The 23,783-nt window shown below is 55.6% G+C and carries 22 protein-coding genes and 1 pseudogene; 3 read left to right on the top strand and 20 right to left on the bottom strand.

Annotated elements, in window-relative coordinates:
* The first annotated feature begins 38 nt into the window (after positions 1–38).
* Positions 39–1,244: pseudogene (locus tag ACYVJT_RS13980) on the top strand (IS30 family transposase).
* Here ACYVJT_RS13980 and ACYVJT_RS13975 read toward each other — a convergent pair.
* Positions 1,227–1,673 carry an IS3 family transposase gene (locus ACYVJT_RS13975; RefSeq protein ID WP_343959595.1) on the bottom strand — a complete coding sequence of 149 codons (447 nt, stop codon included), beginning with the start codon at positions 1,671–1,673 and terminating at the stop codon, positions 1,227–1,229. The pseudogene ACYVJT_RS13980 and the gene ACYVJT_RS13975 overlap by 18 nt on opposite strands.
* 47 nt (positions 1,674–1,720) lie before the next feature.
* The gene (locus ACYVJT_RS13970) at positions 1,721–2,017 is read right to left on the bottom strand and encodes a transposase (RefSeq protein WP_343959592.1); all 297 of its coding nucleotides are present in this window, start codon (positions 2,015–2,017) and stop codon (positions 1,721–1,723) included.
* 330 nt (positions 2,018–2,347) lie between these two features.
* On the opposite strand from ACYVJT_RS13970, the gene ACYVJT_RS13965 reads away from it, so the two are divergent.
* Positions 2,348–3,418 (top strand): IS110 family RNA-guided transposase, encoded by a 1,071-nt coding sequence (locus ACYVJT_RS13965; RefSeq protein WP_343959590.1) that lies wholly within the window; start codon positions 2,348–2,350, stop codon positions 3,416–3,418.
* Positions 3,419–4,029: 611 nt separating this feature from the next.
* On the opposite strand, the gene ACYVJT_RS13960 is transcribed toward ACYVJT_RS13965, so the two are convergent.
* The 7 genes from ACYVJT_RS13960 to ACYVJT_RS13930 form a co-directional block, all read right to left on the bottom strand.
* Positions 4,030–4,359, bottom strand: a complete 330-nt coding sequence (locus ACYVJT_RS13960) for a helix-turn-helix domain-containing protein (RefSeq protein WP_343959588.1) — start codon at positions 4,357–4,359, stop codon at positions 4,030–4,032.
* Positions 4,356–5,429, bottom strand: a complete 1,074-nt coding sequence (locus ACYVJT_RS13955) for a tyrosine-type recombinase/integrase (RefSeq protein ID WP_343959586.1) — start codon at positions 5,427–5,429, stop codon at positions 4,356–4,358. The genes ACYVJT_RS13960 and ACYVJT_RS13955 overlap by 4 nt, the downstream gene beginning before the upstream one ends.
* A gap of 346 nt (positions 5,430–5,775) precedes the next feature.
* Positions 5,776–6,525, bottom strand: a complete 750-nt coding sequence (locus ACYVJT_RS13950) for an SDR family NAD(P)-dependent oxidoreductase (protein WP_343959584.1) — start codon at positions 6,523–6,525, stop codon at positions 5,776–5,778.
* Between the two features lie 19 nt (positions 6,526–6,544).
* A complete protein-coding gene (locus ACYVJT_RS13945; protein WP_343959581.1) occupies positions 6,545–7,321 on the bottom strand; it encodes an SDR family NAD(P)-dependent oxidoreductase in 777 nt (258 codons plus the stop codon).
* A gap of 15 nt (positions 7,322–7,336) precedes the next feature.
* Positions 7,337–8,608, bottom strand: coding sequence for a dihydrolipoamide acetyltransferase family protein (locus ACYVJT_RS13940; RefSeq protein WP_343959579.1), 1,272 nt, complete (start codon positions 8,606–8,608; stop codon positions 7,337–7,339).
* A 12-nt stretch (positions 8,609–8,620) separates the two neighbouring features.
* Entirely contained in the window at positions 8,621–10,840 is a 2,220-nt protein-coding gene (locus ACYVJT_RS13935) for an alpha-ketoacid dehydrogenase subunit alpha/beta (RefSeq protein WP_343959577.1), read from the bottom strand.
* A gap of 24 nt (positions 10,841–10,864) precedes the next feature.
* A complete protein-coding gene (locus ACYVJT_RS13930) occupies positions 10,865–12,199 on the bottom strand; it encodes a GntP family permease (RefSeq protein ID WP_343959575.1) in 1,335 nt (444 codons plus the stop codon).
* Positions 12,200–12,400: 201 nt separating this feature from the next.
* Here ACYVJT_RS13930 and ACYVJT_RS13925 point away from each other — a divergent pair, with 201 nt between their 5' ends.
* A complete protein-coding gene (locus tag ACYVJT_RS13925; protein ID WP_343959573.1) occupies positions 12,401–12,955 on the top strand; it encodes a VOC family protein in 555 nt (184 codons plus the stop codon).
* On the opposite strand, the gene ACYVJT_RS13920 is transcribed toward ACYVJT_RS13925, so the two are convergent.
* The 11 genes from ACYVJT_RS13920 to ACYVJT_RS13870 all read right to left on the bottom strand — a co-directional run bounded on the left by ACYVJT_RS13920 (position 12,952) and on the right by ACYVJT_RS13870 (position 23,692).
* Positions 12,952–13,626: a GntR family transcriptional regulator gene (locus ACYVJT_RS13920; RefSeq protein ID WP_343959570.1), complete on the bottom strand. Its 675-nt coding sequence runs from the start codon at positions 13,624–13,626 to the stop codon at positions 12,952–12,954. The two genes, ACYVJT_RS13925 and ACYVJT_RS13920, sit on opposite strands and share 4 nt — an antisense overlap.
* 118 nt (positions 13,627–13,744) lie before the next feature.
* On the bottom strand, positions 13,745–14,137 hold the full coding sequence (locus ACYVJT_RS13915; RefSeq protein ID WP_343959568.1) for an MDR/zinc-dependent alcohol dehydrogenase-like family protein: 393 nt from the start codon (positions 14,135–14,137) through the stop codon (positions 13,745–13,747).
* Positions 14,138–14,801: 664 nt separating this feature from the next.
* Positions 14,802–15,347: a hypothetical protein gene (locus ACYVJT_RS13910; RefSeq protein ID WP_343959565.1), complete on the bottom strand. Its 546-nt coding sequence runs from the start codon at positions 15,345–15,347 to the stop codon at positions 14,802–14,804.
* Positions 15,348–16,085: a glucosamine-6-phosphate deaminase gene (locus ACYVJT_RS13905; protein ID WP_343959563.1), complete on the bottom strand. Its 738-nt coding sequence runs from the start codon at positions 16,083–16,085 to the stop codon at positions 15,348–15,350.
* A gap of 94 nt (positions 16,086–16,179) precedes the next feature.
* Positions 16,180–16,773, bottom strand: a complete 594-nt coding sequence (locus ACYVJT_RS13900) for an energy-coupling factor transporter transmembrane component T family protein (protein ID WP_343959561.1) — start codon at positions 16,771–16,773, stop codon at positions 16,180–16,182.
* Positions 16,773–17,438 (bottom strand): energy-coupling factor ABC transporter ATP-binding protein, encoded by a 666-nt coding sequence (locus ACYVJT_RS13895; RefSeq protein ID WP_343959559.1) that lies wholly within the window; start codon positions 17,436–17,438, stop codon positions 16,773–16,775. The genes ACYVJT_RS13900 and ACYVJT_RS13895 overlap by 1 nt, the downstream gene beginning before the upstream one ends.
* Positions 17,435–18,475 carry a thiolase family protein gene (locus ACYVJT_RS13890; RefSeq protein WP_343959557.1) on the bottom strand — a complete coding sequence of 347 codons (1,041 nt, stop codon included), beginning with the start codon at positions 18,473–18,475 and terminating at the stop codon, positions 17,435–17,437. Before ACYVJT_RS13890 ends, ACYVJT_RS13895 begins: the two co-directional genes overlap by 4 nt.
* Positions 18,472–19,539, bottom strand: a complete 1,068-nt coding sequence (locus tag ACYVJT_RS13885; protein ID WP_343959555.1) for an AMP-binding enzyme — start codon at positions 19,537–19,539, stop codon at positions 18,472–18,474. The genes ACYVJT_RS13890 and ACYVJT_RS13885 overlap by 4 nt, the downstream gene beginning before the upstream one ends.
* On the bottom strand, positions 19,520–20,077 hold the full coding sequence (locus tag ACYVJT_RS13880) for a biotin transporter BioY (RefSeq protein ID WP_343959553.1): 558 nt from the start codon (positions 20,075–20,077) through the stop codon (positions 19,520–19,522). The genes ACYVJT_RS13885 and ACYVJT_RS13880 overlap by 20 nt, the downstream gene beginning before the upstream one ends.
* Before the next feature lie 270 nt (positions 20,078–20,347).
* Positions 20,348–21,109, bottom strand: coding sequence for an SDR family NAD(P)-dependent oxidoreductase (locus ACYVJT_RS13875; RefSeq protein ID WP_343959551.1), 762 nt, complete (start codon positions 21,107–21,109; stop codon positions 20,348–20,350).
* Positions 21,110–21,505: 396 nt separating this feature from the next.
* A complete protein-coding gene (locus ACYVJT_RS13870; protein WP_343959549.1) occupies positions 21,506–23,692 on the bottom strand; it encodes an immunoglobulin-like domain-containing protein in 2,187 nt (728 codons plus the stop codon).
* Positions 23,693–23,783: the final 91 nt, after the last annotated feature.

Raw genomic sequence — 23,783 nt, 5'->3', positions numbered from 1 at the left:
CTCAACGCGCAAGGTTCCGAGATCTGCGAGCTGGAGGCTTGAGCCGTGCAGGAGCCGCCAAACGGGTCGGGGTCGACAAACGCACAGCACAAGACTGAGACAAAGGCATTACCCAGATCACCGGAGGGCGCCTCTACCCTGATGGACGGGTCGTGCGGTACAACAAAGCTGCAATACTCAAGAATGTGAAGAATCCACGTGACACCTACACCAGAGGCGCACCAGTTGATCTTGCTCGCCTTGAAACGGTGATCGATGCTCGCTATCTCAGCTTGAACGAACGCGAACAGATCCACGATTTATATAGACAGGGTGAATCGATGCGGGCAATAGGGCGGACCCTGGGACGAAGCGCCTCGACGATCAGTCGAGAGCTGGTACGCAACACGGCCACACCGGTTGGGTATCTACCGTATGCAGCACATCGACTTGCCGCGTCACGGCGTCCCAGAGTGCGTGAACGCAAACTTGCCTCCGAAGGTGGTTTGCGCAGCTATGTGGCTCAGAAACTTACCACGAAGTGGTCGCCGGAGCAGATCAGTCATCGGCTGATGAAAGATTTTCCTGATGATCACAGCATGCGGGCCAGCACGGAGACGATCTACCAGGCAATCTATGCGCAGGGCAGTCTTGCATTGCCACGACAGCTCAAGACAGCGATGCGTCAGGGACGAACAATAAGAAAACCCAGGCGTGATCCGGCACAACGAACCAGCCGTTTTACACAACCTCTGGTGCCTATTGCACAACGACCTCCAGAAGCTGAAGATAGGACAGTTCCGGGACACTGGGAGGGAGATCTCATCATCGGGAAGATGGGCCGGTCAGCGATTGGGACGATGGTTGAGCGCTCCAGCAGGGCCGTTTCACTGATCCATCTGCCGCATGACCATACTGCCGAAACTGTGCGCGATGGCCTCATCGATACCGTCAACAAAATGCCTTTAGGATTACGCCGTTCCTTGACATGGGACCAAGGCGCAGAGATGTCCGATCATGCAGCGTTTCGTGGTGCAACCCAGATGGATGTGTACTTCTGCGATCCGGGAAGTCCGTGGCAACGCGGCAGCAACGAGAACACCAACGGGCTATTGCGACAGTACTTTCCGAAAGGTACCGATCTCTCGCAGCACAGCCCCGAGGACCTCCAACGTGTTGCTGCAGAACTCAATGAAAGACCACGCAAAAGCTTGGACTGGGATACCCCTACTGAACGACTTCATGCTTTACTGGAAGATAGCTAAGTTATCCAGTGTTGCAACGATGACTGGAATCCAAGCTGTCTTTAAATACGTTATATCGCCGACCAGTCTGGCCCCCGGCGTATCGGACGAAAAATCCCGGTCGCCATGGTCATCGACCATATGGTTGACAATATGTTCCGTTCTGGCTTGCGGGTCTTGGACGGTAGTCTGTTTCCACACGGTGGTGCGGATGGCTCGTAAATCATGGGCACGCATAATGGCACCCACAGTGGATTCCGAGATATCGACGCCTTTGGTGTTCAGCAGCCGGGTCAGCTGGCGCCGGCCTGCCATGCCTTCAGCGGCGGTGTACTCGGCTTTGACCGCCGCCACCAGCTGTTGGTGGCGCACCTGCTGGGCTGATGGTGGTTTGGGGTGACGCCACCGATAAAACGAAGCCCGCGAGACGCCCAGCACGCGGCACATCATGGCAATAGAATAGGTGTCCTTCTCTGCTTCGATGAACTCGTAAAAATCTACGACTGTTGCTTCGCTGCAAAGAAGGAGCTGACTTCTGAGAGGAATTCCACCTCCTGTTTCAGCTTGGCATTCTCCTTCAGAACCCGCTGATGCTCGGCATACGTCACCGATTCCGGCTTGTCATCAGCAAATGCTTCCGGGTGCTCCTGGCGATATTTGCGCACCCAATTTCCCAAGGTGCCTTCATTAACACCAATATCCACACAGACCTGAGCAATCGGCCGACCGGAATCAATCACCAGATCCACGGCCCGCTGTTTGAACTCAGCAGTGTATTTCTTTCGCTCTGTCACGATGAGTAAGGCTCCTACTTGTGAGACTTGGAGGTAGCTGGTCTGGGACTGGCTGACAGGATAGGTGCAGGCCGTTCCGTCCGATGGTTGTGACTCAGCTCCTACCTGGCTCCGTATGGATGCCTTGAGGTTGACTTGTCCGATTACTGGGTGGTCGGCCGGCACCTATCCGGTCCACTTCGGTAACTTCATTAGAAGATTGTCCGCCAAGAAGTCTTAGCGTGACTCGTCACAGGATTGTTCCGATGTGATTTTGCATCCCGGACTGGTACCGGCCGTATGCGGCCGAAAACAAAGATCCGTTCACATTGGAAAGGACCACCGACCGCTATGTCCATTGTCGCCCATACTCATCCTTTTGTTGTGGGTGTTGACACCCACGCCCGAAAACATGTCTACACAATCCTGACCGCTGCGACCGGCGCGTTTGTCGAGTCCCGTGAATTTCCTACTACTACCGCTGGCATCAATCGGGCCTTGGCCTGGGTTGCTCGCCGCACCGAAGCCGATGCCGACACGCTGTGGGTTATTGAAGGCGCAGCCACTTATGGTGCCATCCTGACTGGCAACGTAGCCTCCCATGGCTACCCTGTGGCCGAAGCACCCCGCATGGATGTCACACAACGCCGGGGTGTGGGCAAGTCCGATACTTTGGATGCTCACCGTATTGTGGCAGCTGCACTGCCACTACGGGTAGAGAAGTTACGCCGGCCGCGGCTCAACGACGGGGTCCGTCAGGCTATCCAGATCCTGATCACCGCGCGCGAATCCATGGCCAAAGACCGTACCCGCTCAGTCAACGCCCTGACCGCTGTGGTTCGCAACAACGACCTGGGGTTGGATGCGCGCAAAGCGTTGAGCAAAACCCAGATAGAGCAGATCGCTAAATGGCGGGCGCGCAAGGAGGAACTCTCTGTGTCAGTAGCTCGCACTGAAGCCATCCGCTTAGCTAAACATGTGGTCGAGCTCAGCGACCAGTTGAGCGCAAACGAGCAACACCTGACCGAACTCGTCCAAGTCAGCGAAGCCGCCCCGCTGCTGGACGAACCCGGCTTTCGAGCGATCAGTGCGGCCAAGTGTCTGGTTGCGTGGTCACATCACGGACGTGTCCGCACTGAGGCGGAATTCGCCTCCCTGGCCGGAACGAACCCCATTCCCGCATCATCTGGGAACACCGTCAGACACAGGCTCAACCGCGGCGGTGATCGACGGCTCAATAGTGCCCTACATATGGTGGCAGTCACCAAAATGACCCACGACGCAGAGACCCGCGCCTACGTCGAAAAACGACGCCAAGAACACAAAACTGATCGCGAAATCCGACGCTGCCTCAAACGCTATATCAGCCGCAGAGCTTTCAGAATCCTCAATGCTCAACATCAACGTTTACAATGGACTTGACAGACATAGAAGAGTCAACCTGTCTCACACAAGCATACCGGCGCATTCATCCGGTGACAGCCGAAACATTCAGATTCAGGAGCCTTATAACATCTATCACACACCAAGGTCCCGTCTAAGGCCTTTTTCACAGACACTGTCGAGTTGCACCGACTGCATAATCCAAAGGACCTTGAATCCTGTCTCCAGCACGGTCTGCAGAAGTATTCGCCATTGAGGTTTTTATGGATGGGTCGCCGTTGGCCGCAGCCAGCGCAGGGTCTCGCTCGGTAGTTTTTTTCACATCGAGAACAATGACGTCCTCCCTGGGGTGCCCGATGGGGTAATGAGATCTTACGTTCGCATTGTTCACATCCGGGCACCACAATCGCTGCGGCCCCAGCCTCGCTCAAAGCCACCGTGAGCTTCTGAACGGTCGTCGGCACGTTAGGGTCAGCACCAGTCAATATTCCGGGACGCTTACTGATCGCGATGAACATTCTTCGGCGCGTCCGGTGGACCGGGGCGATTGATTCAATGATCTCGGCTAAATCATCGATCGAGATCTCTGGGACATAAGACCTAAGGACCGAAACAATGTCATCCGTTACAGCATCCATGTTTCTCGTCCGTTACTGCTTCGGTCGTCTGATCGTAGCGCGTACAGGGCGTAAGTCACCAATGGGAGCTTTGCTGCCTTCGATAGCCGCCGTCTTCGGTGCCTCGATTTCACGTCGCTCGGTTGTTATTAGCTCATCTTTCGAACATTCGAGGGCATCGCAGAGCGCCGACAGCACCTCTAGACTGATTCGTCGAGGTGCCGTGGTCACCAATCGATAAACTTGCTCACGCGACAGATCTATCCCTCGTTCGGCCAGTAAGGGACGAAGATCTGTGGTCTGGAATAGTCCTTTCGAAGCCATGATGGCTCGAAGATTCCAACTCGTTTGCAGCTCAATCATCGCTCAATCTCCTCGTCAGTAATCTTGCGTAGCGCCTGAGCTAGTATTCGATTCTTGAAATCTCCACTGACAGAAGTGTATATAGATGTCGTCGAAGAGTGCTGGTGGCCTACCTGTTCTTGCACAAAACGATCAGCATATCCGTGTTCGATCAAGTGCGTGACATAAGAATGCCTGAGGCTGTGCAGGGTAAGTTCCTTCGGCAACCCAGCTTCGGCCCGTAGCTCGGCAAATCTACGGTCAAGGTAGCCCACCGAGATCCGGGTCCGCCGTTCGGTGACCCAGATAGCATCTAGGTTTCCGGGATCAAACCGATCGGGGGCCTCCTCAACCCACTGCCTCATACCTGGAACCCACCAGTCGAATTCTGGTACAAGCAGGACTGTGCGACGTCGAGGTGCTCCCCCTCCCGCAGCCTTACCCCACCGGACATGTAAAGCTGCATAACGTCCCCATTGTTTAGCTTCGGTGTTGTAGTGCAGATCTGCGAGATCCAATTGCGCCAATTCATTACGCCTCAGTCCAAATGCGTATGCAGTCTTGAATAACTGGGAATCTCGAAGTGCAGCCAGCGCCCCTTTCTTACCAGATAAGGCGAGTTCCTCGACTTTGGCGTCGGCGGTATCAAATAAAGTTTCCACCTCATCGAATGTCAGCGGACGGCGTTTTCCTGACCCCTCGTATTGCGCTTTATGCGCGACCGTGTTCCAGGGTAGGCAAACCTGCACAGGGTGAGTTCCGAATTGATTTTCACAAATCTCAACCCAGTCATAGTTTGGGTCAATCAAATAGGCACAGAAAGTCTTAATAGCGTTGTGGTGATGCCTCATGGTTGAGAGGGCCTTCGTTCTTTGGTCCACCCCAGAAATAAATTCCTCCACGTCCTGCGCGTTCCACTCCCACGGCATCTTCCCCGAGAACTCTTGAAAGCGAACGATAAGACGAAGACGAACAGCAATCGTATCCGGGCGCAATCCTCGACTGCGCTGCTGACTTTCCCAACCACTTAGCATTGCTTCAAGCACAGTTGCTTGAGGGGTTACCAAAGCAACGTTGGACGAATCTGTCACAGCGCGAAGTGTTCGAATTAAGGCGTCAGAATGTTGCATCACTTACAACAATGTAAGGATAAACGCATCATCGGTCAATAGTACGCCGCGAAAACTTGAGATATGCTGGCTAGGAGATGTGGCCACAGGTGAGAATGCTCGCCTATCGACGGCTTAAAGAATGATCGCGAGTTGCATTTCATGCAACAGTCGATGGTTCAGCGCCATCATGATGATGTCTCCTTACAACTCGAACTTAGTGGTGATGAATTCACCCTAAGAAGGTTTATGAGCCATCAAGAAGAAACAGATGAGAAACTTCCCATGCAACCGTTTCGTATGCTGTCACGTGGATGTACCGCCTGCCCTAGGCCATATGAAGACCGCCGTTGATTTGCATAACCATGCCGGTGATAAACGAGGCTGCTTCCGACGCTAGGAAAACAGCAGCGGAGGCCACTTCCTCAGGTTCGCCGAACCGTTGTAATGGTGTGGATTTAAGCAAAGCATCGCCGCCACCAGCTACCAGCGATTCCGTCATGGAAGTAGCAATAATTCCTGGTGTAACAGCGTTGACTCGGATCTGACGCTCCCCAAGCTCCCATGCCATTGAACGGCCGAATGAGACAAGCCCGCCCTTGGAAGCAGCATACTGCGAATGGTTTCGTGACCCACGTTCACCGGCCATGGAGCTGAACAACACAATCGAACCGTTGTTCTGCAGCTGTGGCTCAATATCCCGCACCAATTGCATAGTTGAGACAAGATTGATCTGCAAGGTTCGCACGATATCATCATCAGACATCTCCGCAAGCGCGATTTCCTCGTAAATGCCCGCTGCTAACACTAGATGGTTAACACCGCCAAGGTTGGCAATGGTCTCCACAAGGTTCATCCGATCGGAGTTATTTGTGGCGTCAAACTCTAGAGTAGTTACGTCAGTGCGACCAAGTTCTTCGGCCAAAGCCTCTAACGCTTCACCATTCAGGTCTGCCAACACAAGCTCTGCACCGGCAGCTTTGAAATGTTTCGACGTCAACGTACCAATGCCACCGGTTGCGCCGGTGATCAAAACTCGCTGACCCGCAAATGCTGTTGGAGAGAACACACTTGTCATCTGTAAAGTTTCCTATCTTTTAGTACCAATCGCCGGCAATTGTCATGCCGCCATCAACAAATAAGGTATGCCCATTGACAAATGATGAAGCCTCAGTGGACAAAAATACGATGGGATTTGCCATCTCTTGTGGTTCAGCCCAACGATCCATGGGGATTCGTGCCACCGTTGGATCCATATCTAGTTTGCCCTCATCGATGAGCTGCTGGTTAAAGGGTGTTCGAGTGTAACCTGGAGCAACCGCGTTGGTTCGTATACCGTCCGGTGCCCATTCGACGGCCAATGATTTCGTTAGTCCAATGAGCCCGTGTTTGACCGTATTGTAGCTAGCTCTGCGTGGCATCCCATGACTGCCAGCCACCGATGAGACAGTGACGATGGTCCCCTGGCTTGCTTTGAGCAACGGATAGGCTGCACGTGCGCACCGCATTGTCCCGTTCAGATGAATCTGCAGCAATGAATCAAACTGTTCATCGGTCATTGTCGCAGAATCTACGGGCAGCGCATTGCCGGCGCAGCACACCAGAGCATCAAGTTGCCCTTCGATCTTGGCCACAGACTCTATAGCGGCGTCAACAGAAGCCTTGCTGGTCACGTCCGCAACGACCCCACGAGCTCTTTCACCAAGTTCTTCAACCGTCGTACCAATCGCGTCTTTATTGATATCCATGACGACAACGCGACCGCCGCCTGCAATCCATGCTTCAGCACTGGCTCTACCAAGCCCAGAGGCACCACCGGTCACGGCCATGACCGCTCCGGTAGGGACCGGCAGTACAGAAGTTTTCGATGTCATGTGTCTCTTCCTTTCCTAGACCAACAACCGAAGTGGATTTTCAATCACACGTTTGAACGATTGCATCAAGCGGGCGCCCACTGCACCATCGACCACACGGTGATCCGCAGACAGTGTTGCTGTCATCATCCGGGCCACTTCAGGTTTGCCGTCGACAGCAACCACTCGCTCTTCCGTTGCCCCAGTAGCAATGATGCCCGCGTGAGGTGGATTAATAATCGCCGAGAACTCTCGAGTACCGAACATGCCTAAATTCGACAGTGTAAAGGTGCCGCCTTCGAGCTCGTCTTGACGAATCTTTCCGGCTGCCGACCGTTCCTTGATGTCGTTCATCGCAGCCGTAATTGACGACAACGAACGCTGATCTACACCTTCGACAACCGGCGTAATTAGCCCCCCGTCGGTGGCCACCGCTACCGCAATATCGACGGTTTCGTAATACCGGATTGTATCCTCATGCCAGGTGGCGTTGGCCTCCGTCACTTCGAGAAGTGCGGTCGACAACGCTTTTACTAATAGGTCGTTGACGGTCAATCGCAGCCCAGTCTCTTCTAGCTGATCATTGACCTTCGAACGAGTCTGCAACAATTGATCCATCGCTATATCTACCGCGAGATAGAAGTGTGGAACGGTGGTTTTGGACTCGGTTAGTCGTCGTGCAATCGCTTTTCGCATCGGAGAGGCTTTTTCTGCGCGATATTTCTGTTCCGTTGAAACGTCAAGTTGCACTGTAGCTTGCATCTGGGGCTGCTCGACGGGTGCTTGATTCGCGATTGCAGCCTCAACATCAGCTCGGATAATTCGACCATTCGGTCCTGACCCCGTGAGATGCTCGAACGCAATACCTGCCTCTTTCGCTTTCTTGCGAGCTATGGGCGACGCAAAAACGCGCCGAGTCGAGCTGTCAGAAGTATCTGCCCCTGCTTGCTCGGGAGTCGGTGACGCCTGGGATGCCTGTGGCTGAGCAGCGGGTTCTCGTGCCACTTCTGAGGTGCCGTGACCAACGTCTGCTTCGGCCATAAGCTGGTCGATTGCGGATTCATCCTCACCGGGTTCCAAAAGCCCCGCGATAGGAGCTCCCACGGCAACCACCGCGCCGGTTTCCGCGACGATACGACTGAGAGTCCCCGTACCAGTCGATTCCATTTCGACCGTCGCTTTTTCGGTTTCTACTTCGGCGATGGGCTGCCCCTGTTTAATGGCGTTGCCAACACTGACAAGCCAAGAAGCAACAACAGCGTCCTCAGCGTCAGCGACCACTGCTGGCATAGTAATGAGATGTGCCATGTCGTGTCCTTTCTAGCTACGCCCGAGACCACGGGCAATACGGTCGAATCCGTGTCGAACGTCATTGGCATCAGCGTTCGCCGCAGATTCCAAGACCTGGGAAATAGATGGGGAGGCCTCAGACCCGGTTACACGCTGAATCGGCTGGTCCAACCAATCAAATAGTCGTCGCTGAATCTCATCAGCCAACCAACCACCATACGAAGTACCTTGAGCACCCTGCTCGACGATAAGGACTGCGTTTGTTTTCTTGACGGATTCACTGATGGTTTGCCAATCAATCGAAGCTCGGTCCAACCAACGCAAGTCAATGACCTCGGCATCGATCAGGTCGTGTTCCTCTGCAATATCCCTGGCCACATGGACCATGTTCAAATAGCTAAGCACTGTCACATCAGTACCTTCACGAACAGTGTCGGCAACACCCACGGGTAAACGATAATCCAGATGTTCAGTGTGTACCGGTTCGCGTTTTGGGTACAGATCCACATGCTCCAGCACGAGTACAGGGTCGTCCAAATCCAATGCGGTATTCATGAGACCCACGTAATCTTGAGCGCTCGAAGGAGCAACGATCCGCCAACCAGGCGAAGTCGCAAATATTCCAGCAGGATCCATAGAATGCTGGGATCCATAACCGGCACCGGATGCAACTTTCGTGCGCAGGACCACCGGCATTGTTGACTGCCCACCGTACATGTGGCGCGCTTTGCCAATCTGGTTAAAGACTTGGTCACCTGCAACCCACATAAAGTCAGGGTACATAAATTCGACAATTGGCTTGTATCGGCCGTTCATCGACAGCCCCCCTGCGAGACCGGTAAAGGCATTTTCCGAAATCGGGGTACCAAGAACACGGTCCGGATACTGGCCTTTCAGCCCTTTCGTCGCACCGTTCGTGCCACCGCCAAGCTCATGAACATCTTCGCCCATGACAACGATGCCTGGATCATCAGTCATCCTGTGGTTGAGGGTGGCAGCGATTGTGTCGTTAAATCGCTGGTCTTGTGCGCCTTCTTGCGGCAGCTGCTGGCTGCCCTCAAGAATCGCCCCAACAGCGTAATCGCCACGGATATGTTCATCTACCGACTGAGCATCAGGCCACAGGCCTGGGATGACACGTTTCCCGCCGCGGTCTGAGGCCGGGTCTTGTTCGAGAACGCGGTCGACAATCTCCGCCACGGAAGCATTCACACGTGCGGCAAGTTCTTCTCGTTGCTCAGCTGTTATGAGTCCACGGCGTTCCATGTGAGATGCCACGAGCTCAATGGCGTCACGGTTGCGCCATGATTGTTCCTCGTCTTTGGTGCGGTATCCGAATGCCGAACCGGGGAAGGGACCATTTTGGTGGAAGTAGCGGTAGGTTTTCGCTTCGATGAGCGTCGGACCTTTGCCCGCACGCATATGAGCCGTTGCCTCTCGCTGGGCCAAATAGACAGCCATAGGGTCCATGCCGTCAACTTGGAAACTCGTGACTCCGAAACCAGGCCCGCGGGCAGCAAGATCTTCATCCCCAGTAACGTCATCAATGAACGTGGCCACAGCATACTGGTTGTTCTCAATGAAGAAGCACAACGGTAATTTCCACGCAGCGGCGAGATTCAGCGTCTCCAAGGTAGAGCCAATGTTGGAGGCACCATCTCCAAAGTAGGTCACCGTAACCTGCATATCCAAGGGGTCTTTACTTTGGTGAGCGAGTTCCGCGTCATGTCGCTGAGCCCAGGCATTTCCTGCTGCTAGCGGTACGCCACCACCAACAATAGCGTTTGTCCCCAGGGCACCGGCTTCTAACCACTGAAGGTGCATGGAGCCGCCGCGTCCGCCGGAAAAACCATCGGCCAAACCCATGATCTCTGACAGCGTGCGATACAAGAACTGTTCTAAGTCATCGCCTTTGACTCCATCGACTAAGTTCATACCGTCTGGACGTAAATAGTGCAGCGATTTGGCGAGGAACTGGTGGTGGCCACGGTGTGTGCCGTTCACCCCGTCATCATCTGCTAGAGCCAAGACCGAACCTACAGCGGCCCCTTCTTGTCCTATCGATGAGTGCATGGGGCCGTGTACAAGACCCTGTCGTGCAAGATCGAGTAGCGCCTGTTCGAATGATCGCACCGCGATCATTTGGACAAGCATGCTTTCCAGGAATTGCGGGGTTGCAGCATCCCAGTCTGCTTCGCTGGCTGTAATAACTGTCGCCGGTGTGTTAATTTCTAATCTTTTGTTCGTCATCAAAGTCTCCTTGTGAAGCGTTTCTTAGGCGATGCCTAGGCCGAGGTACAAGAGGATTCCCAATACCGCACCAATTGACGTAATCACGACGTTCGTAACGAAGAAATAGCCATAGGATTCTCGGTGGGTCAGCTGTGCATAGGTAATGGCAGTAATGTATCCACCCGAATAGGGCATGGAATCGAGGCCGGCCGCTGACATCGCCAAAACGCGATGCATGGCATCTGGCGAGACGCCCTGTGCCTGACTGAGTTCAACATATTGTGAACCAAGCGAGTCCGAAAATACTTGCAGACCGCCCGAAGCTGAACCGGTGGCTGCCGACACCACCCCGACTGCTAGCGCTCCTGAAATCATCGGGTGCATATCCAGCCCCATCGTCCAATCAACAATGGAGTCGAATCCGGACGACATCGCCACCACGCCGCCAAAACCAACAACCACCGCAGTGTTCATCAGGGCAGTAAGACCATCATGACCACCAGCATTCAGTCGACCGACATAATCGACCTTCAAAGTCGGCCAGAACAGTGCCGTGGTCGACAACACCCCGGAGGCTAGTGCAATATTCACTGCAAAAACAGTGTCTAGATAGTTATTCAGAATGAAGATCAGGGCTAGGACGATGATGATAGGCAAGATCGATACCCAAAAACTGGGCACGCCCTCGCGGCTGTCAATATCTATGTTCTCCATATTGTCTCGTGGGCCGGGAACAAACCCTACTTGCTTTTTCGCCAGTCGGGACTGCGACCAGTAAAGCCACCATATGCCAAGCCCTAGCATGGCCGCCGAGGCGATGATGCCCATGGTCGGTGCTGCATAGGCAGTGGTACCAAAAGTTTCTGCTGGAATGAGGTTTTGAATTGCCGGGGTACCGGGGATGGCAACCATAGTAAAAGTCGCCGAACCTAAGAACAGTGCCGCAGGGAAGAGCCGTTTCGGAATATCTTCTTCCTTGAATAACACAAGTGCGATCGGGTAGATGGAGAAGACGATCACGAATAGGTTGACCCCTCCGTAGGACAAAATCGCCGAAGCCAGCACCACGACCAACAGGGCCTTGCGCTTCACCGGCAACTTCAACATCTGCAGCGCAATCGACTTTGCTGCTCCAGATTTCGACAATAATTCCCCGAACAGCGTTCCCAAGAAGAACAAGATGATGTAGAGCGCAACATAGTTCGCGGTGCTCTGTCCGAACCCGTCGAGGAAACCGTCCCAGATATCCATCCCGTTGAACACCATCACCACAAGCGATGCGACAACCGTGGTCGGCACCATAGCAATCCCACGGAATGCCATGGCAATCAATGTGGCGATGCCTAAGACAATCCCCAAAATTCCTAACCAGGCCATATTTCACCTTTCGATATATGCCTTAGGCACTACAGGACATCGTGAGCTACACGACTTTTCGGTATGATTGTATCCAAAGTTATCAGATATTCCCAACTACCGAATCAATTCATCGCTGTTTGGATACAATTAAGCGTTCCCGGGCCCGTGTTTGAGACACGGAGTGAATTCCGTATATGTGAAAGGATCATGAGCATGAACATGAGCAATGACGCAAATCAAGCTGCGACGCCCAATGGCATCCCCGGACTTCGTGGTTCCGATCACATTGGGTTTACTGTGCCAGATATCGAGGTCGCCCACGACTTTCTGACACGAATTTTGGGAGCCACATTCGTGTATAAGCTGGGCCCCTATCCCAAGGGGCCCGCGATTGCCGAGAAGCTCGAAATTAGTCCCGAAACTACGATGCAAGAGATCCGTTTTTATCGGTTACACACAGGGGTAAATCTCGAGGTGTTTCAATACGACGCCCCTGACCAACGGATGACTGTGCCCCAAAATTCTGACGTAGGTGGGCATCACATGGCGTTGTATGTGGACAATCTCAACGCCGCGATCGAATTTCTCCGGAGCCAGGATATAGAAGTCCTAGGCCAGCCAACTCAGTCATCTGGCCCCAGCAAGGGACAGGAATGGGCCTACTTCAAATCACCATGGGGCATGTATTTTGAGCTCGTAAGCTTCCCGAACGGTAAGGCCTACGAGAAGCATGCTGACACTATACTCTGGGATCCTAGAAACCCAAACGCTTAGCCGAGAATTTCAGGACGGTTTTCAATGCGGTAGATAGTCCGCTGAATATGTACCCACATCAGTTTTCCTGCTGACCGGACGTCTTGGCGCATAATCGCATCAACGATCTGTTCGTGATCCTTATGAGTGGCAACCAACTGGTCCGTCGACAATGTGGAGACCAAGGCTCGCCGATACGGTTGTGTAGTGTTCCACAACCGACGAACGATTGATTCCAAATGCTCATGATCCAATCCGACATATGTAGCTAGGTGGAATTCTCGGTCCAAACGCAGAAATTCTTGCACATCAACTTGCCCTTGGATGAGAGCACCAATTTCAATGCATAAATCTTGGATCAAATCCTTATCTTGTGGTGTTAGCCCAGGAATTGATTGCTCTAGTGCGAAGGGTTCAATGACGTTGCGCAGCTGATAGGTTTTACGAAATTCATCCATGTCCAGGCTGGCAACCCAGGCACCTGAGTGCGCAACGACCGAAACTAATCCTTCAGATTCAAGTCGTTGCAAGGCTTCACGGATTGGCATTCTCGAGGCTTCATATTGTCGAGCCAAACCTTGCTGACGCAAGCGGCTACCAGGCTCGAGCTCACCTGAAATGATGCTTTCGCGCAGCTGGTTCGAAATCCACGTTGCGGTGGATTCATCCGCCCCGCCCGAAGCAGCCGCCATCAACACTTACATCCCATCTTGTACACCAGGTTTCTTCATATGGTGGCTCAAACGACCCGTAGTTCCAGGCCCAGAACCTCCTGGACTGGAACTATCATAACAATTCGGAAGTTGCTGCCTATGGCACCAAAATCCCTCGCGTTCCGGCCAATTTCCCGTTGCCGAGGTCGTACATGACGTCGAACGTTGCATCCAACGGGTATACCTTAGCGCGTGGTTCAACCTTCCCGGCCGCGTTCAGTGCCATGAGTTGAACGAGGTCATTGTATGTTCCGACGAGATTGGCAATGACATTAATTTCACGTGAAATGATATCGATTGTGTATAGCTTAACTGCTCCACCATAGCCGATCCCATAGTGCGACCCACGCGGATGCAGAAGTTGCGGCGACAATTTGTCCATGCCTAATCCGCAGAGGAAGCCAAACGTAACGTGTGCACCGCCGTCAGTAATGTCTTGCTCTGTTCCGTCACAGAGTTCGGTTTCGAAGACTACCCGTGGCCACGGCATGGTCAGCACCGATACTTACGGCAAGCCTCCGGTGTTTCTTCCAACTTGTGCGATTCTTCTTCACAACCTCGAGCGTCGAAACATCGTAGTGTTGCCGGTCGATAAGCTCTAATTGGGCGGCAAAAGCACCCTCGAGATCTGCACTTTGGACCGGTTCCTTTTAATCTTCTTATGTCGAATTTGGGTCAGCGAGCTGTTCAACCATTTCCTATCACGGCGGCAGTTTTGTGTGGTCGACGCACTCCTTATCTGTCTCAGCAATTCACTATTCGAAATCAATGCACACATTTGAGACGAGTTTTTAAGCCCAGCCAACTGACTCGCTGAGGTCTGGGCTGGTTGCAATTCTTACCGTCTGTAGGATCTCCAAGGCGTATGCCTAATCAGCATCGCAGAAACCTTAGAGTGGCCAGCCACGGCACTGTCGCAACCGGCCAAACCAACGAAACCGATGGGTTCCAATTCGAGCGTGGCGAACTTTCGCTCTAAAACGCAAGACACTTTTTTCTTTCACGACTTAACGACAAGATTCGGAATTTGTAGGCGCCGCTGCGAGGTACAGGACCCAAACCTCACATTACGCTACAGCGCTCAGCACGCCAACGTTGCCGTCTTCCTACGAAATCTGGTGATCTGGCCAGGCATACTCGTTATGCGTTCGCAATTAGTCCACTTCTGCTTGGCACATTGACAGCAGCCGCTCTTCAGCAGCGATCGTGCCTTCCACATCAATACTCTGGGCCACACCCATCACATCGGTGGCCGAAGCATCCGGGTCGGTGACCGTCATCATCGCGTCAAACATCGACAGCAGCTGTTCTGCTTCAGCCAAAAAAGCAGCATCATCGGCCGCTTCCACGATGGCTTCCATCTCTGCTTGTGCCTCAACGAATACTTCGCGTGCTGCCGAGATTTCATCCGCGGACGGGATCTCGGACACGTCCCCAATGGCTGCATCCATCGCATCCGAGGATGCCTGATCGAACTCGAGGTAATCCGTACACGACTGTTCTAACGATGCTGAGGCATCGCTGCTCTCAGCACCGTTAGGGTGCTGCGGTGTGGAATCACCAGTGGTCGAATCATAGGAGCCTTCGAGCGACTCAAAATTCGGATCAATATCCGGATCGTTAAGGCCTCCCCCGGCACAACCGGCCAGCACAAAGAGGCCGATGGTTGCACCAATGAGGAGACCCGAACGCTTCTTCAACTAGTCTTCAATCTTCGCGGCGGCGGCTTCGTCCAAATACAGCACACAATTGCTGTGATGCTGCAATGAGGAACCTGGACGATCTTCAGCCGGTGGGGTGGCCAGCGAGTCGCGAATCGCATCCGCTTTGGCCTCACCGAATGCCATCAAAATGGCTTGCCGGGACTTCAGAATAGTACCAATGCCCTGGGTGATGGCCGTCGGTGGCACCTCATCGACGCCGCCCTCAAAGAAACGCGAGTTGTCTTCACGTGTGATGTTTGTCAGTTCACCAACGTGGGTGGGTGCATCAAACGGTGTACCGGGTTCGTTAAAACCGATGTGGCCGTTGCGTCCGATGCCCAGCAGTTGAAGATCGATACCACCGGCGGCAGCAATTTTCTCATCGTACGACTCGACCGAGCCGACGGGCGCGTCGTCGGGGGCTTCGGGAACATTCACCTGCGACGGATCAACGCCCAGCGGGACGGTCACGGTCCGGTTGATGACAGCGTGGTAGGACTCTGGATGATCCCATGAGATGCCGACGTATTCATCCAGTGCAAAGAATCGCAGCTGGGAGACGTCGGTGTTGTGTTCTTTGATTTTCTCTGCCAGGCGTTCGTAGGCGCCTTCTGGGGTTGAACCGGTTGCAACACCAATCACTGCATTTGGTTTTTCAACAATCAAATCGTGCAGGATCTGTGCGACTTCTTCAGACGCATGTGTTTTATCGGGCAGAATTTTTACATTTACCATTATTGTCCCCGTTCGGTTGTTGGCAGGATTAAGTGTAATCGCGATCCTGAAAGAATCCGGACAATTGCCCGTTTTGCGCGCCGAAACGGATTTTCTAATCCAATCCCCGAACGACGAGGGCGTCAGCGACATCATCAGCGTGCTTGAGCGACAACACCAATACGGGTACGACCCACGACCATGGCGCCAACTTCACACCGCGAGCGCGTTGGGCATCACGCACTTGTCGAATAAAGCCGACGATCTGTCCCAGGGCTGACAACATCAGCGCGACGGCCAGGGCCACTTTATAGGGGTTCACACCGAGGGGTTTCAGTGGTCTCGCGAGCCCCTCAACGGTGGTGATGAGGTGCTGGATTTTTGTGGTGCGGGTAAACAGTTGAGCTGCCAAGATGATGGTGGTGAGCCGTGCCATGACCGTGGTGGCTACCGCGGGTTCGTTGAAAATCAGCTGGGTGATGAGCAAAAAGATCAGCAGCCACGACATGCGGAATAGGTCGGTGCCGAGAATACGCAGGGGAAGTCTCGCGAGAAGGTATCCGAGCAACGGTATGGCAACGATAAGCGCCGACCAGAATGTGTCCGGAACCCAGAATAATGCGATGGAGCCCAACGCCAAGATGGCCAGTTTGAGCCATGTCGGTGCCCGATGGAGCAGCGAGCCGGTCGGATAGTACAGCGAGAGCATTAGCCGATGTGCTCCAGATACTGTTGGATAGCGTCTGGCCCGCGGTGGGCGATTGTGGCGTCGTGGACCCAGATGATGTCGTCGCATCGAGCCGCCAGGGCCATATCGTGGGTAATCAACACGACCTGACGTTCGGGTGACGCAAAGAGTTGATGCTCCACGAGTTTGGCATATCGGGCGTCCAGCATGGTGGTGGGTTCGTCGGCAATGAGCACCTCGGGGTTGGTGGCCAGTACCGAGGCGAGCGCGAGACGCTGCAGTTGTCCCGACGACAGGCTCAGCGCGGGGCGATCCGCCAGGTCGGTCAGATCGTGTTCTGCCAGGACCGCATCGAGTTTGGCGGGGCGTTGGTCTTTGGGAAGGTGGCGTAGCGACAGGGCAACATCTTCGGCGACGGATGGCATGATGACCTGGGCGGCCGCATTGGCGATGATCATCCCGACCCGGCCGGTGAGGTGTTTGCGACCGGTGGAGATTTCGACGTCGTTGATGGTGGCCGAGCCGGTGTAGTCGAGGAGTCCGGCGAGTACTTTGGCCAGCGTGGATTTGCCCGAACCGTTTTCACCGATGATCGCCGTCGTCGGGGCATCGAGGGTCAGCGATACGTCGTCGAGGAGCACCGCGTCTGGTTTGGCTGTGACTGTGACGTTTTGCAACTCGATCATAGTGTCCTCACCAATACGGCCGCGCCCATGCCACCGGCGATGGCCGCCGCCGTCAGACCATAGGTCCCCGATGGCGCCGATTGGAGTTGTTCGATGGTAGTCAGTAGGGCGATCGCTCCGGATGCGGCCCAGGGGTGGCCGTGCGCCAGTGCCCCGCCGTGGAGGTTCACGTCAGCGGGATCACGCCCAAGTCGCTGACAGGTTGCAAGGACTTGGGCAGCATAGGCCTCAACAATATCGACCACTCTGATGTCGGGCAGGCTCAGATGCTGGGCGGTCAGGAGTGCTTCAATAGCGGGGACGGCACCGATACCCGGCAATGCTGGATCCGCACCGACGAGTCGATAATCCACCACTTCTACACCGAGATGGGGCTGGCCGGTGTCCGGCGCGAGCTGGATCGCCGCGGCGGCATCGGCAATGCGTGCTGCAGACAGTCCGGTCACGGTTGCCGATGGATGGTCGGTGACGACGCCGAGCCGTCCCACAAGTTTGGTGACATCACGCGGACCATCATCAACGTGGTCACCCACTACATAAGCCGACCGATGAGCCAGGGCCCTCTGATGACTTTGCACCGCGTAGGCTTCCTGCTGCTGCCGGGTCAGCCCGTCATTGATAGCAATTTGGTCTGCGGCTTCGGTCATGTCGGGATCGGCGAAACCCTCTGGAGTAAACGCCGCCTGGGTGCGTTGGCCGTCGGGCCAGGCGGTCGAGGGCGATTCCACGCCACCTGCGACAACGGTTTGGCCGGTAAATTTCACGTGCGCTGCGGCCTGACCGATGGCCACGAGGCTCGAACCACATTGGGCATCACAGGTGACCGCACCCGAAGTTTCCCACCCGGCAGCCAACCCCGCAATGCGGGCAATATTGCCACCGGCACCGACGGCATTACCCATGAATATTGCCGAGGGCTGGTCCGGCAGGGCCCGAAACACGGTGGCTGCCAACTGTGCGTCGCTCAGTTGTGCTTGGGCACGGTGCCAACCGGTCATCGCGGTGCGAGCACCTGCGGTGATGACAATGCGGGTCATGAATCCTCCGGAACTACTCGCCGAATCTTACCCGACGCCGTGCGGGCGAGCCGATCCACTCGATGCCATTGGAGCGGGCGGGAGGCTTTGGGCAACCGCGAGCGCACCCAGTCGCGTAGCTCAGGAATGGTTGCGTCGCCTTCGTACCAGGCAACAACACGCTGACCTAGAAGGGCATCCGGCTCACCCAGCACCAAGCTGGCGGTGATGCCGGGGTGTTGGGCGATGATCGCTTCAACATCGGTGGGAATCACAGTGGCTCCGGCAGTCAGAATGGCACCGTCTGCCCGACCGAGAAATTCCAGGACACCGTTGTGTTCGGTGACGCGGTCTCCGACGGTTGCCCACTCGATACCCTCAAGAGTCTCGTGCTCGAGCGTGCCGCCGAGCACGCCCAAGGCCATTTGCGGGCTGGCGACCCAGAGCTGTCCTTCGCTGGTTCTGATCGACACGCCGTCGAATGCTCGGAGACCGTCGCCCCGATCCCAAGCCACAAAGCTCAGTTCGGCGGCACCGGCGTAGGTGATCGTGCGGAGGCCTGCTTGCCGGGCGCGGACCAGCAGCGCTTCGGGCACGTGGTCGCCGCCGACCAACACGGTGTGTACGGTCGTTGGTTCACCGGCTTCGATCAGGTCGAGCATGCGTCCCAACCAGGCGGGTGTCACGTGTGCGACCGCGGCACGGTCCAACCCCGGGTCCTTCTGAGGAACAATCAGTTCGAGGCCGGATTCATGTGCCCACGCAGCAGAAAACAGGGCCATCGATGAGACTTGGTGGACCGGCATCCAGAGACCGTCGCCGGGTTGCAATCCGAGTTCGGCGTTGAGCGGTCCGAACGCAGCCTCCCAACTGGCGGCCGTCCGCACCACGATCTTTGGAGCACCGGTCGTACCGGACGTTAGTGTAGCCCACGCGGCGTCCTGTGGCAGATCGAAGGCCAGCGATCCCTGGGGTACGTGCGCTCTCGGGTCGAGGATCAGCGGAACGCCGCCGGCATCACGAACCGCGAGCGCTTGGGTCAACGCATCGAGCGCATCTGGCGCATCAATTGGAGTGAGCCGCACGTGGTGCTCTTTCAAAGGCGCGCGGATAGGCGCGATACAGTCCCATGGTCACCACGGTGGCGATTGCGACTTTGATCAGATCGCCCGGCAGGAACACCAGGGAGGTAATGATCGTCTCGCCGATGGTGAGCTGGGTGAACCAGGCCTGAACGGGGATGCCGAACAGGTAGATCACGAGAATGCCACCGATGACCGAGCCCAACGCGACTCGCCACCAGAGGGGACGGCGACCAACGATGAGACCAATGACGATCGGTGCGACTAGCCAACCAATGAGGTAACCGGCGGTCGGTGAGACGAAGACCCCCAGGCCGCCGCGGCCGCCGGCCAATAGCGGCAGCCCGAGTGCAACACCAAGAATCAGCAGCGCCATTGAGGCGGCGCCACGCCATGGACCGAGCACCGCACCGGCGAGCATTACCCCGAGGGTTTGCAACGTGATCGGTACAACGCCACCGACGGTAAACGATCCCAACAGACCTAGGCCGGCCGTCAGGGCAGCAAATACGGCGATACGTGCCAAAATCCTAGCCGTCATAGGACTCCATTCGCAGACATACTGAACACTGTTCACTGAACACCGTTCAGGATAGCGTCGGCACTCCCAAAATCCAAATCTGTGTGGCAACACTATGACACGCCCGTCATGCCGTTCAGTTGGGTGCACACCGCAGAGGCTCGAAACAACGACGTCTGAAAAATACCTACGGCCAAATCTGTACTGCGATTATCGATGGCCAAGAAGCCATCCGTGCCTGATCGTCACAGATGGCTTCTTCTCGGCCCGGGGAGTCGGCGTTGACCAGGGTCAGCGCGCGGTCTGGCCGCCGTCCACGGGGTACACTCCACCGGTGGCGAATCCGGCCAGATCGCTAGCCAGGAACAGCACCATGCCTGCGATCTCTTCCGGAGACGCGGCCTTGTTTAAGAAGTTGTTTGAGGTGACGGCATCCCATTTCTCCGGGTCCTTGCGCCAGACCTCGGTCATCCCGGTCTCGACCAGGCCCGGAGCCAGTGCGTTGACGCGGATCCCATCTTTGCCGTGGTCGTACGCGGCCGAACGGGTCAGACCCACCACGCCGTGCTTGGCGGCCACGTAGGGGGCCATGTCCGGGTCTGCAATGAGGCCAGCCACGGAGGCGGTATTGATGATAGCGCCTCCGCCGGTCTTCAACATGGCCTCGATCTCGTACTTCAGGGAAAGAAACACGCCCTTGAGGTCGACGGCGATAGTCTTATCAAAATCCTTCTCGGTCTGGTCCACGAAACGGGCCACGGGCGGCAGGATGCCAGCATTGTTGAAGGCCACGTCGATCCTGCCGTGGGTGTCCACCGCCGTTTGGACGAGGTTCTGCACGTCGGCCGCTGAGGTGACATCAGTCTTGACGAATTGGGCGGTTCCGCCGCCGTGGGTGATGAGGTCCACGGTCTCGTTGGCCTGGTCGTCCACATCGCCGATCACTATCTTGGCGCCGTTGTCGGCCAAAAGCCGGGCGGTGGCGCGGCCGATGCCGGAGGCTGCTCCGGTGATTATTACAGTCTTGTCGGTGAAATCCAATGCGTTGGTCACAATCACTCCTTGCTGTGCCTGGGCACGGCACATGGTCCTAGCAGGCGACCGGGGGCGGCGGCCGCCCGTTCCTGTCTACAACATCGCACTGGAAAATCCCAGGGGTGTGGGTCCCAACGGGGAATGATCCATAGCACCGACACCACCAGCGAGTTCCGCAACCGAACGAGCGCGCGGATGAGACAGCGAACAACCCTGCGGCGCTTACCGGGCTCACTTTAGCCAGGTGTTTAGCAAGCCCGAACAAAACTAAAACCAAATAAGTATCACTGCCGAGCCCCGAACCCACACCGCCTTAAAGAGGTCGGCGGCCGCTATCGAAACACGTCTGGATTGAACAACGTGATAGATAACGGCCGCCGCCCGCATTCCTGTGAGCTTCGAGGCGATTGCCGGTTAGTTTACCGTTTTGCGTCGGTGGGAGATGAACCAAGCCGTGGTGCCGGCTCCTACACTCAGCAGCCCTGCAACAATAAGGGCAATGGTGCGTTGAGTACCAGTGCTGGCCAACAACCCTGTCTCATCGTGCGCGTCTGCTGAACTAACGGTGTCGACTGACTCAGCATCATCGGCCTGTTTGTCAGTACCTGTACTCTCGCCCGAATCACTGGAACCAGACCCTCCCGGGGCTTCGCCGTCGGGTTCTCCCCCGTTCTGCTCTGCGTCCCCGTTGCCTTCGCCATTTCCGGTATCCTCACCGTCTTGGTTCTCCCCGGCCCCGGTGCCGTCACTGCTTTCGGCTTCAGTCACGGTCACAGAGCGGCTGGCGATTGCCTGGTTACCGTTCGCATCTTCGACCACATAGGTGAGGGTATAGATACCCGGAGTTTCAGTATCGACCGAACCGATGACCTGGACTGCGTCGGTGACGTCTCCGTCCGTGTTATCGGTGGCTTCCACACCCTCCATGGGATCAAACGTGTCGCCTGCGGCAACCGAGATCGGATCGGCAGGAACCTGAAGCTCTGGTGCTTCGGTGTCGGTTCCGGCGGCTACCGCGGTGAATACACCCATGTGATCGACCTGGCCGGCTGCCAGTTCTTCACCCGTGGCGGTATCAACGCTGGTGGCATACCAGGCATAGGTTTCGCCTTCTTCGAGTCCAGCCCATTCCACACTGGCGGGCCAGCCGGACTGTGCGGTGGCTTCACCAATGACCGTGTCGGTCGGTGAAGTGACCATGACGTTTTCGGTCTCGAAACTGGTGGTGCGCGATGTCAGTTGGATGGGCAGGCGTGTGTCATCTTCGGTCCCGTTGTAGCGTTCATCCGAATCGTACTCGGTGGCGCCAAAGTTATTTAACAGTGGAGAATAGGTGTCAACGATCAATTCGGAACGATCCACATCGAACTGCAGCATGCGGAAAAACGAGGCCCCAAAACGCAACGTGTCTTCGGCGGTAAGACCATCCACACCGCTTAAGCCCAGTTCATCCGCGGTGACCAGATATCGTTGGTAGTCAGCCAATAATTCAACGACGTGGTTGTTTTGGCTCCCGACATCTTGTCGCACATCAATGCTGACACCGTGTTCGTGTCCGGAGAGAACCAAAAACACGTTATCGTGCTGTTTGAGAATGTCGTCATCGATACGATCACCGTCAACCGAGAAAGCTGACCCACGACCGGCCTGATCATTGCTGGCCTTCTTGTGTGCGTGCGTCATGACCATCGCGTTGCGGTCTGAGTATTGCTCCAGGACTTCATTCGCCCAGGCAACCTCATCTTCATCGACGCCGTATCCCAGATGCAAGGCGATGAAATCTAAGCCACCGGCGGTGAACAGGTCGTAGTGGTTGCTGTTATCCCCTTCGGCGTAGGGGTGGTGTGAGGCATTGGCGTCTTGCCAGCCCCGGGTGGTTTCTAGCGCTTCATAGCGCTCCGGACCAAAGTAGTCATTGAACATCGCATCAGCGCCGGTATCGGTGCCGGTGCGGTTATCGTGGTTGCCCGGTAACACCCCGTTGGGGATTTCGGCCGCATCCAGTATCTCTTGCGCTTCGGCCGCGAATTCATATTCTTCTGTGGCGATCTGGCGCATTTCCGCTTCGTTGTCATAGTCTTCACGGTGCCAATTTTCGATGACATCACCGGTGTGTGCGACGTAAGCCAGATTGTGCTCGTCACGGTTGTCAGCTAGGTATTGCATCGTGGCCAAGTAGGCGTCGGCCCATACCTCGCGTTGTTCTTCAGAGTAGCTATCTTCTGCGGCACCTTCGGAAATGTATTGGGTGTCGGTCAGATGCGCGATCGAAAAATCATACTCATCGGAGTCAGCGAAACCGTCTTGGACCGGTTCATCGAGGTCATCGGAGAACGGGTCGGTGGCGATGACCATGGCTCGTGCAGTATCTTCGGAGACATGTGCATCGCTGAGTTCACCCGCTAAGATGAGCTGACCTTCGGCAAGTCCGCGTCCGGTGGCTACTTCGTCCCAGGTTTGTTCATTCGTGTTCCAGACCAACAGCTGTGCCTGCCGGGCAGGATCAATGGCGCCAGCCCAGCGTATCGTTTGTCCATCGGCTACACCATCGGCCAGCTCAATGTCGAAGCGCTGGAATGGCAGTTGATTCTGGTCTGTCAAGTCCCGGGTTTTGTGGAGGGTCTGCGTATTTTCATTTCTAGGCTGCCACTGAAGACTCGGAGTCGGTCGAGTGGTAGTGGGTTTCGATTTC

Source organism: Yaniella soli (genome assembly GCF_054782375.1).
This window is presented reverse-complemented; position numbering and strand designations above follow the sequence as displayed.

Bases quoted from the DNA above. Each gene is read 5' to 3' on its own strand.
- ACYVJT_RS13915 (WP_343959568.1), bottom strand. From the start codon at position 14,137: ATGCCGTGGCCACGGGTAGTCTTCGAAACCGAACTCTGTGACGGAACA.
- ACYVJT_RS13880 (WP_343959553.1), bottom strand. From the start codon at position 20,077: ATGACGGCTAGGATTTTGGCACGTATCGCCGTATTTGCTGCCCTGACG.
- ACYVJT_RS13950 (WP_343959584.1), bottom strand. From the start codon at position 6,525: ATGACAAGTGTGTTCTCTCCAACAGCATTTGCGGGTCAGCGAGTTTTG.
- ACYVJT_RS13945 (WP_343959581.1), bottom strand. From the start codon at position 7,321: ATGACATCGAAAACTTCTGTACTGCCGGTCCCTACCGGAGCGGTCATG.
- ACYVJT_RS13940 (WP_343959579.1), bottom strand. From the start codon at position 8,608: ATGGCACATCTCATTACTATGCCAGCAGTGGTCGCTGACGCTGAGGAC.
- ACYVJT_RS13930 (WP_343959575.1), bottom strand. From the start codon at position 12,199: ATGGCCTGGTTAGGAATTTTGGGGATTGTCTTAGGCATCGCCACATTG.
- ACYVJT_RS13890 (WP_343959557.1), bottom strand. From the start codon at position 18,475: ATGACCCGCATTGTCATCACCGCAGGTGCTCGCACCGCGATGACCGGT.
- ACYVJT_RS13920 (WP_343959570.1), bottom strand. From the start codon at position 13,626: ATGGCGGCTGCTTCGGGCGGGGCGGATGAATCCACCGCAACGTGGATT.
- ACYVJT_RS13975 (WP_343959595.1), bottom strand. From the start codon at position 1,673: ATGATGTGCCGCGTGCTGGGCGTCTCGCGGGCTTCGTTTTATCGGTGG.
- ACYVJT_RS13895 (WP_343959559.1), bottom strand. From the start codon at position 17,438: ATGATCGAGTTGCAAAACGTCACAGTCACAGCCAAACCAGACGCGGTG.
- ACYVJT_RS13900 (WP_343959561.1), bottom strand. From the start codon at position 16,773: ATGCTCTCGCTGTACTATCCGACCGGCTCGCTGCTCCATCGGGCACCG.
- ACYVJT_RS13935 (WP_343959577.1), bottom strand. From the start codon at position 10,840: ATGACGAACAAAAGATTAGAAATTAACACACCGGCGACAGTTATTACA.
- ACYVJT_RS13905 (WP_343959563.1), bottom strand. From the start codon at position 16,085: ATGGTAAATGTAAAAATTCTGCCCGATAAAACACATGCGTCTGAAGAA.
- ACYVJT_RS13925 (WP_343959573.1), top strand. From the start codon at position 12,401: ATGAGCAATGACGCAAATCAAGCTGCGACGCCCAATGGCATCCCCGGA.
- ACYVJT_RS13960 (WP_343959588.1), bottom strand. From the start codon at position 4,359: ATGATTGAGCTGCAAACGAGTTGGAATCTTCGAGCCATCATGGCTTCG.
- ACYVJT_RS13965 (WP_343959590.1), top strand. From the start codon at position 2,348: ATGTCCATTGTCGCCCATACTCATCCTTTTGTTGTGGGTGTTGACACC.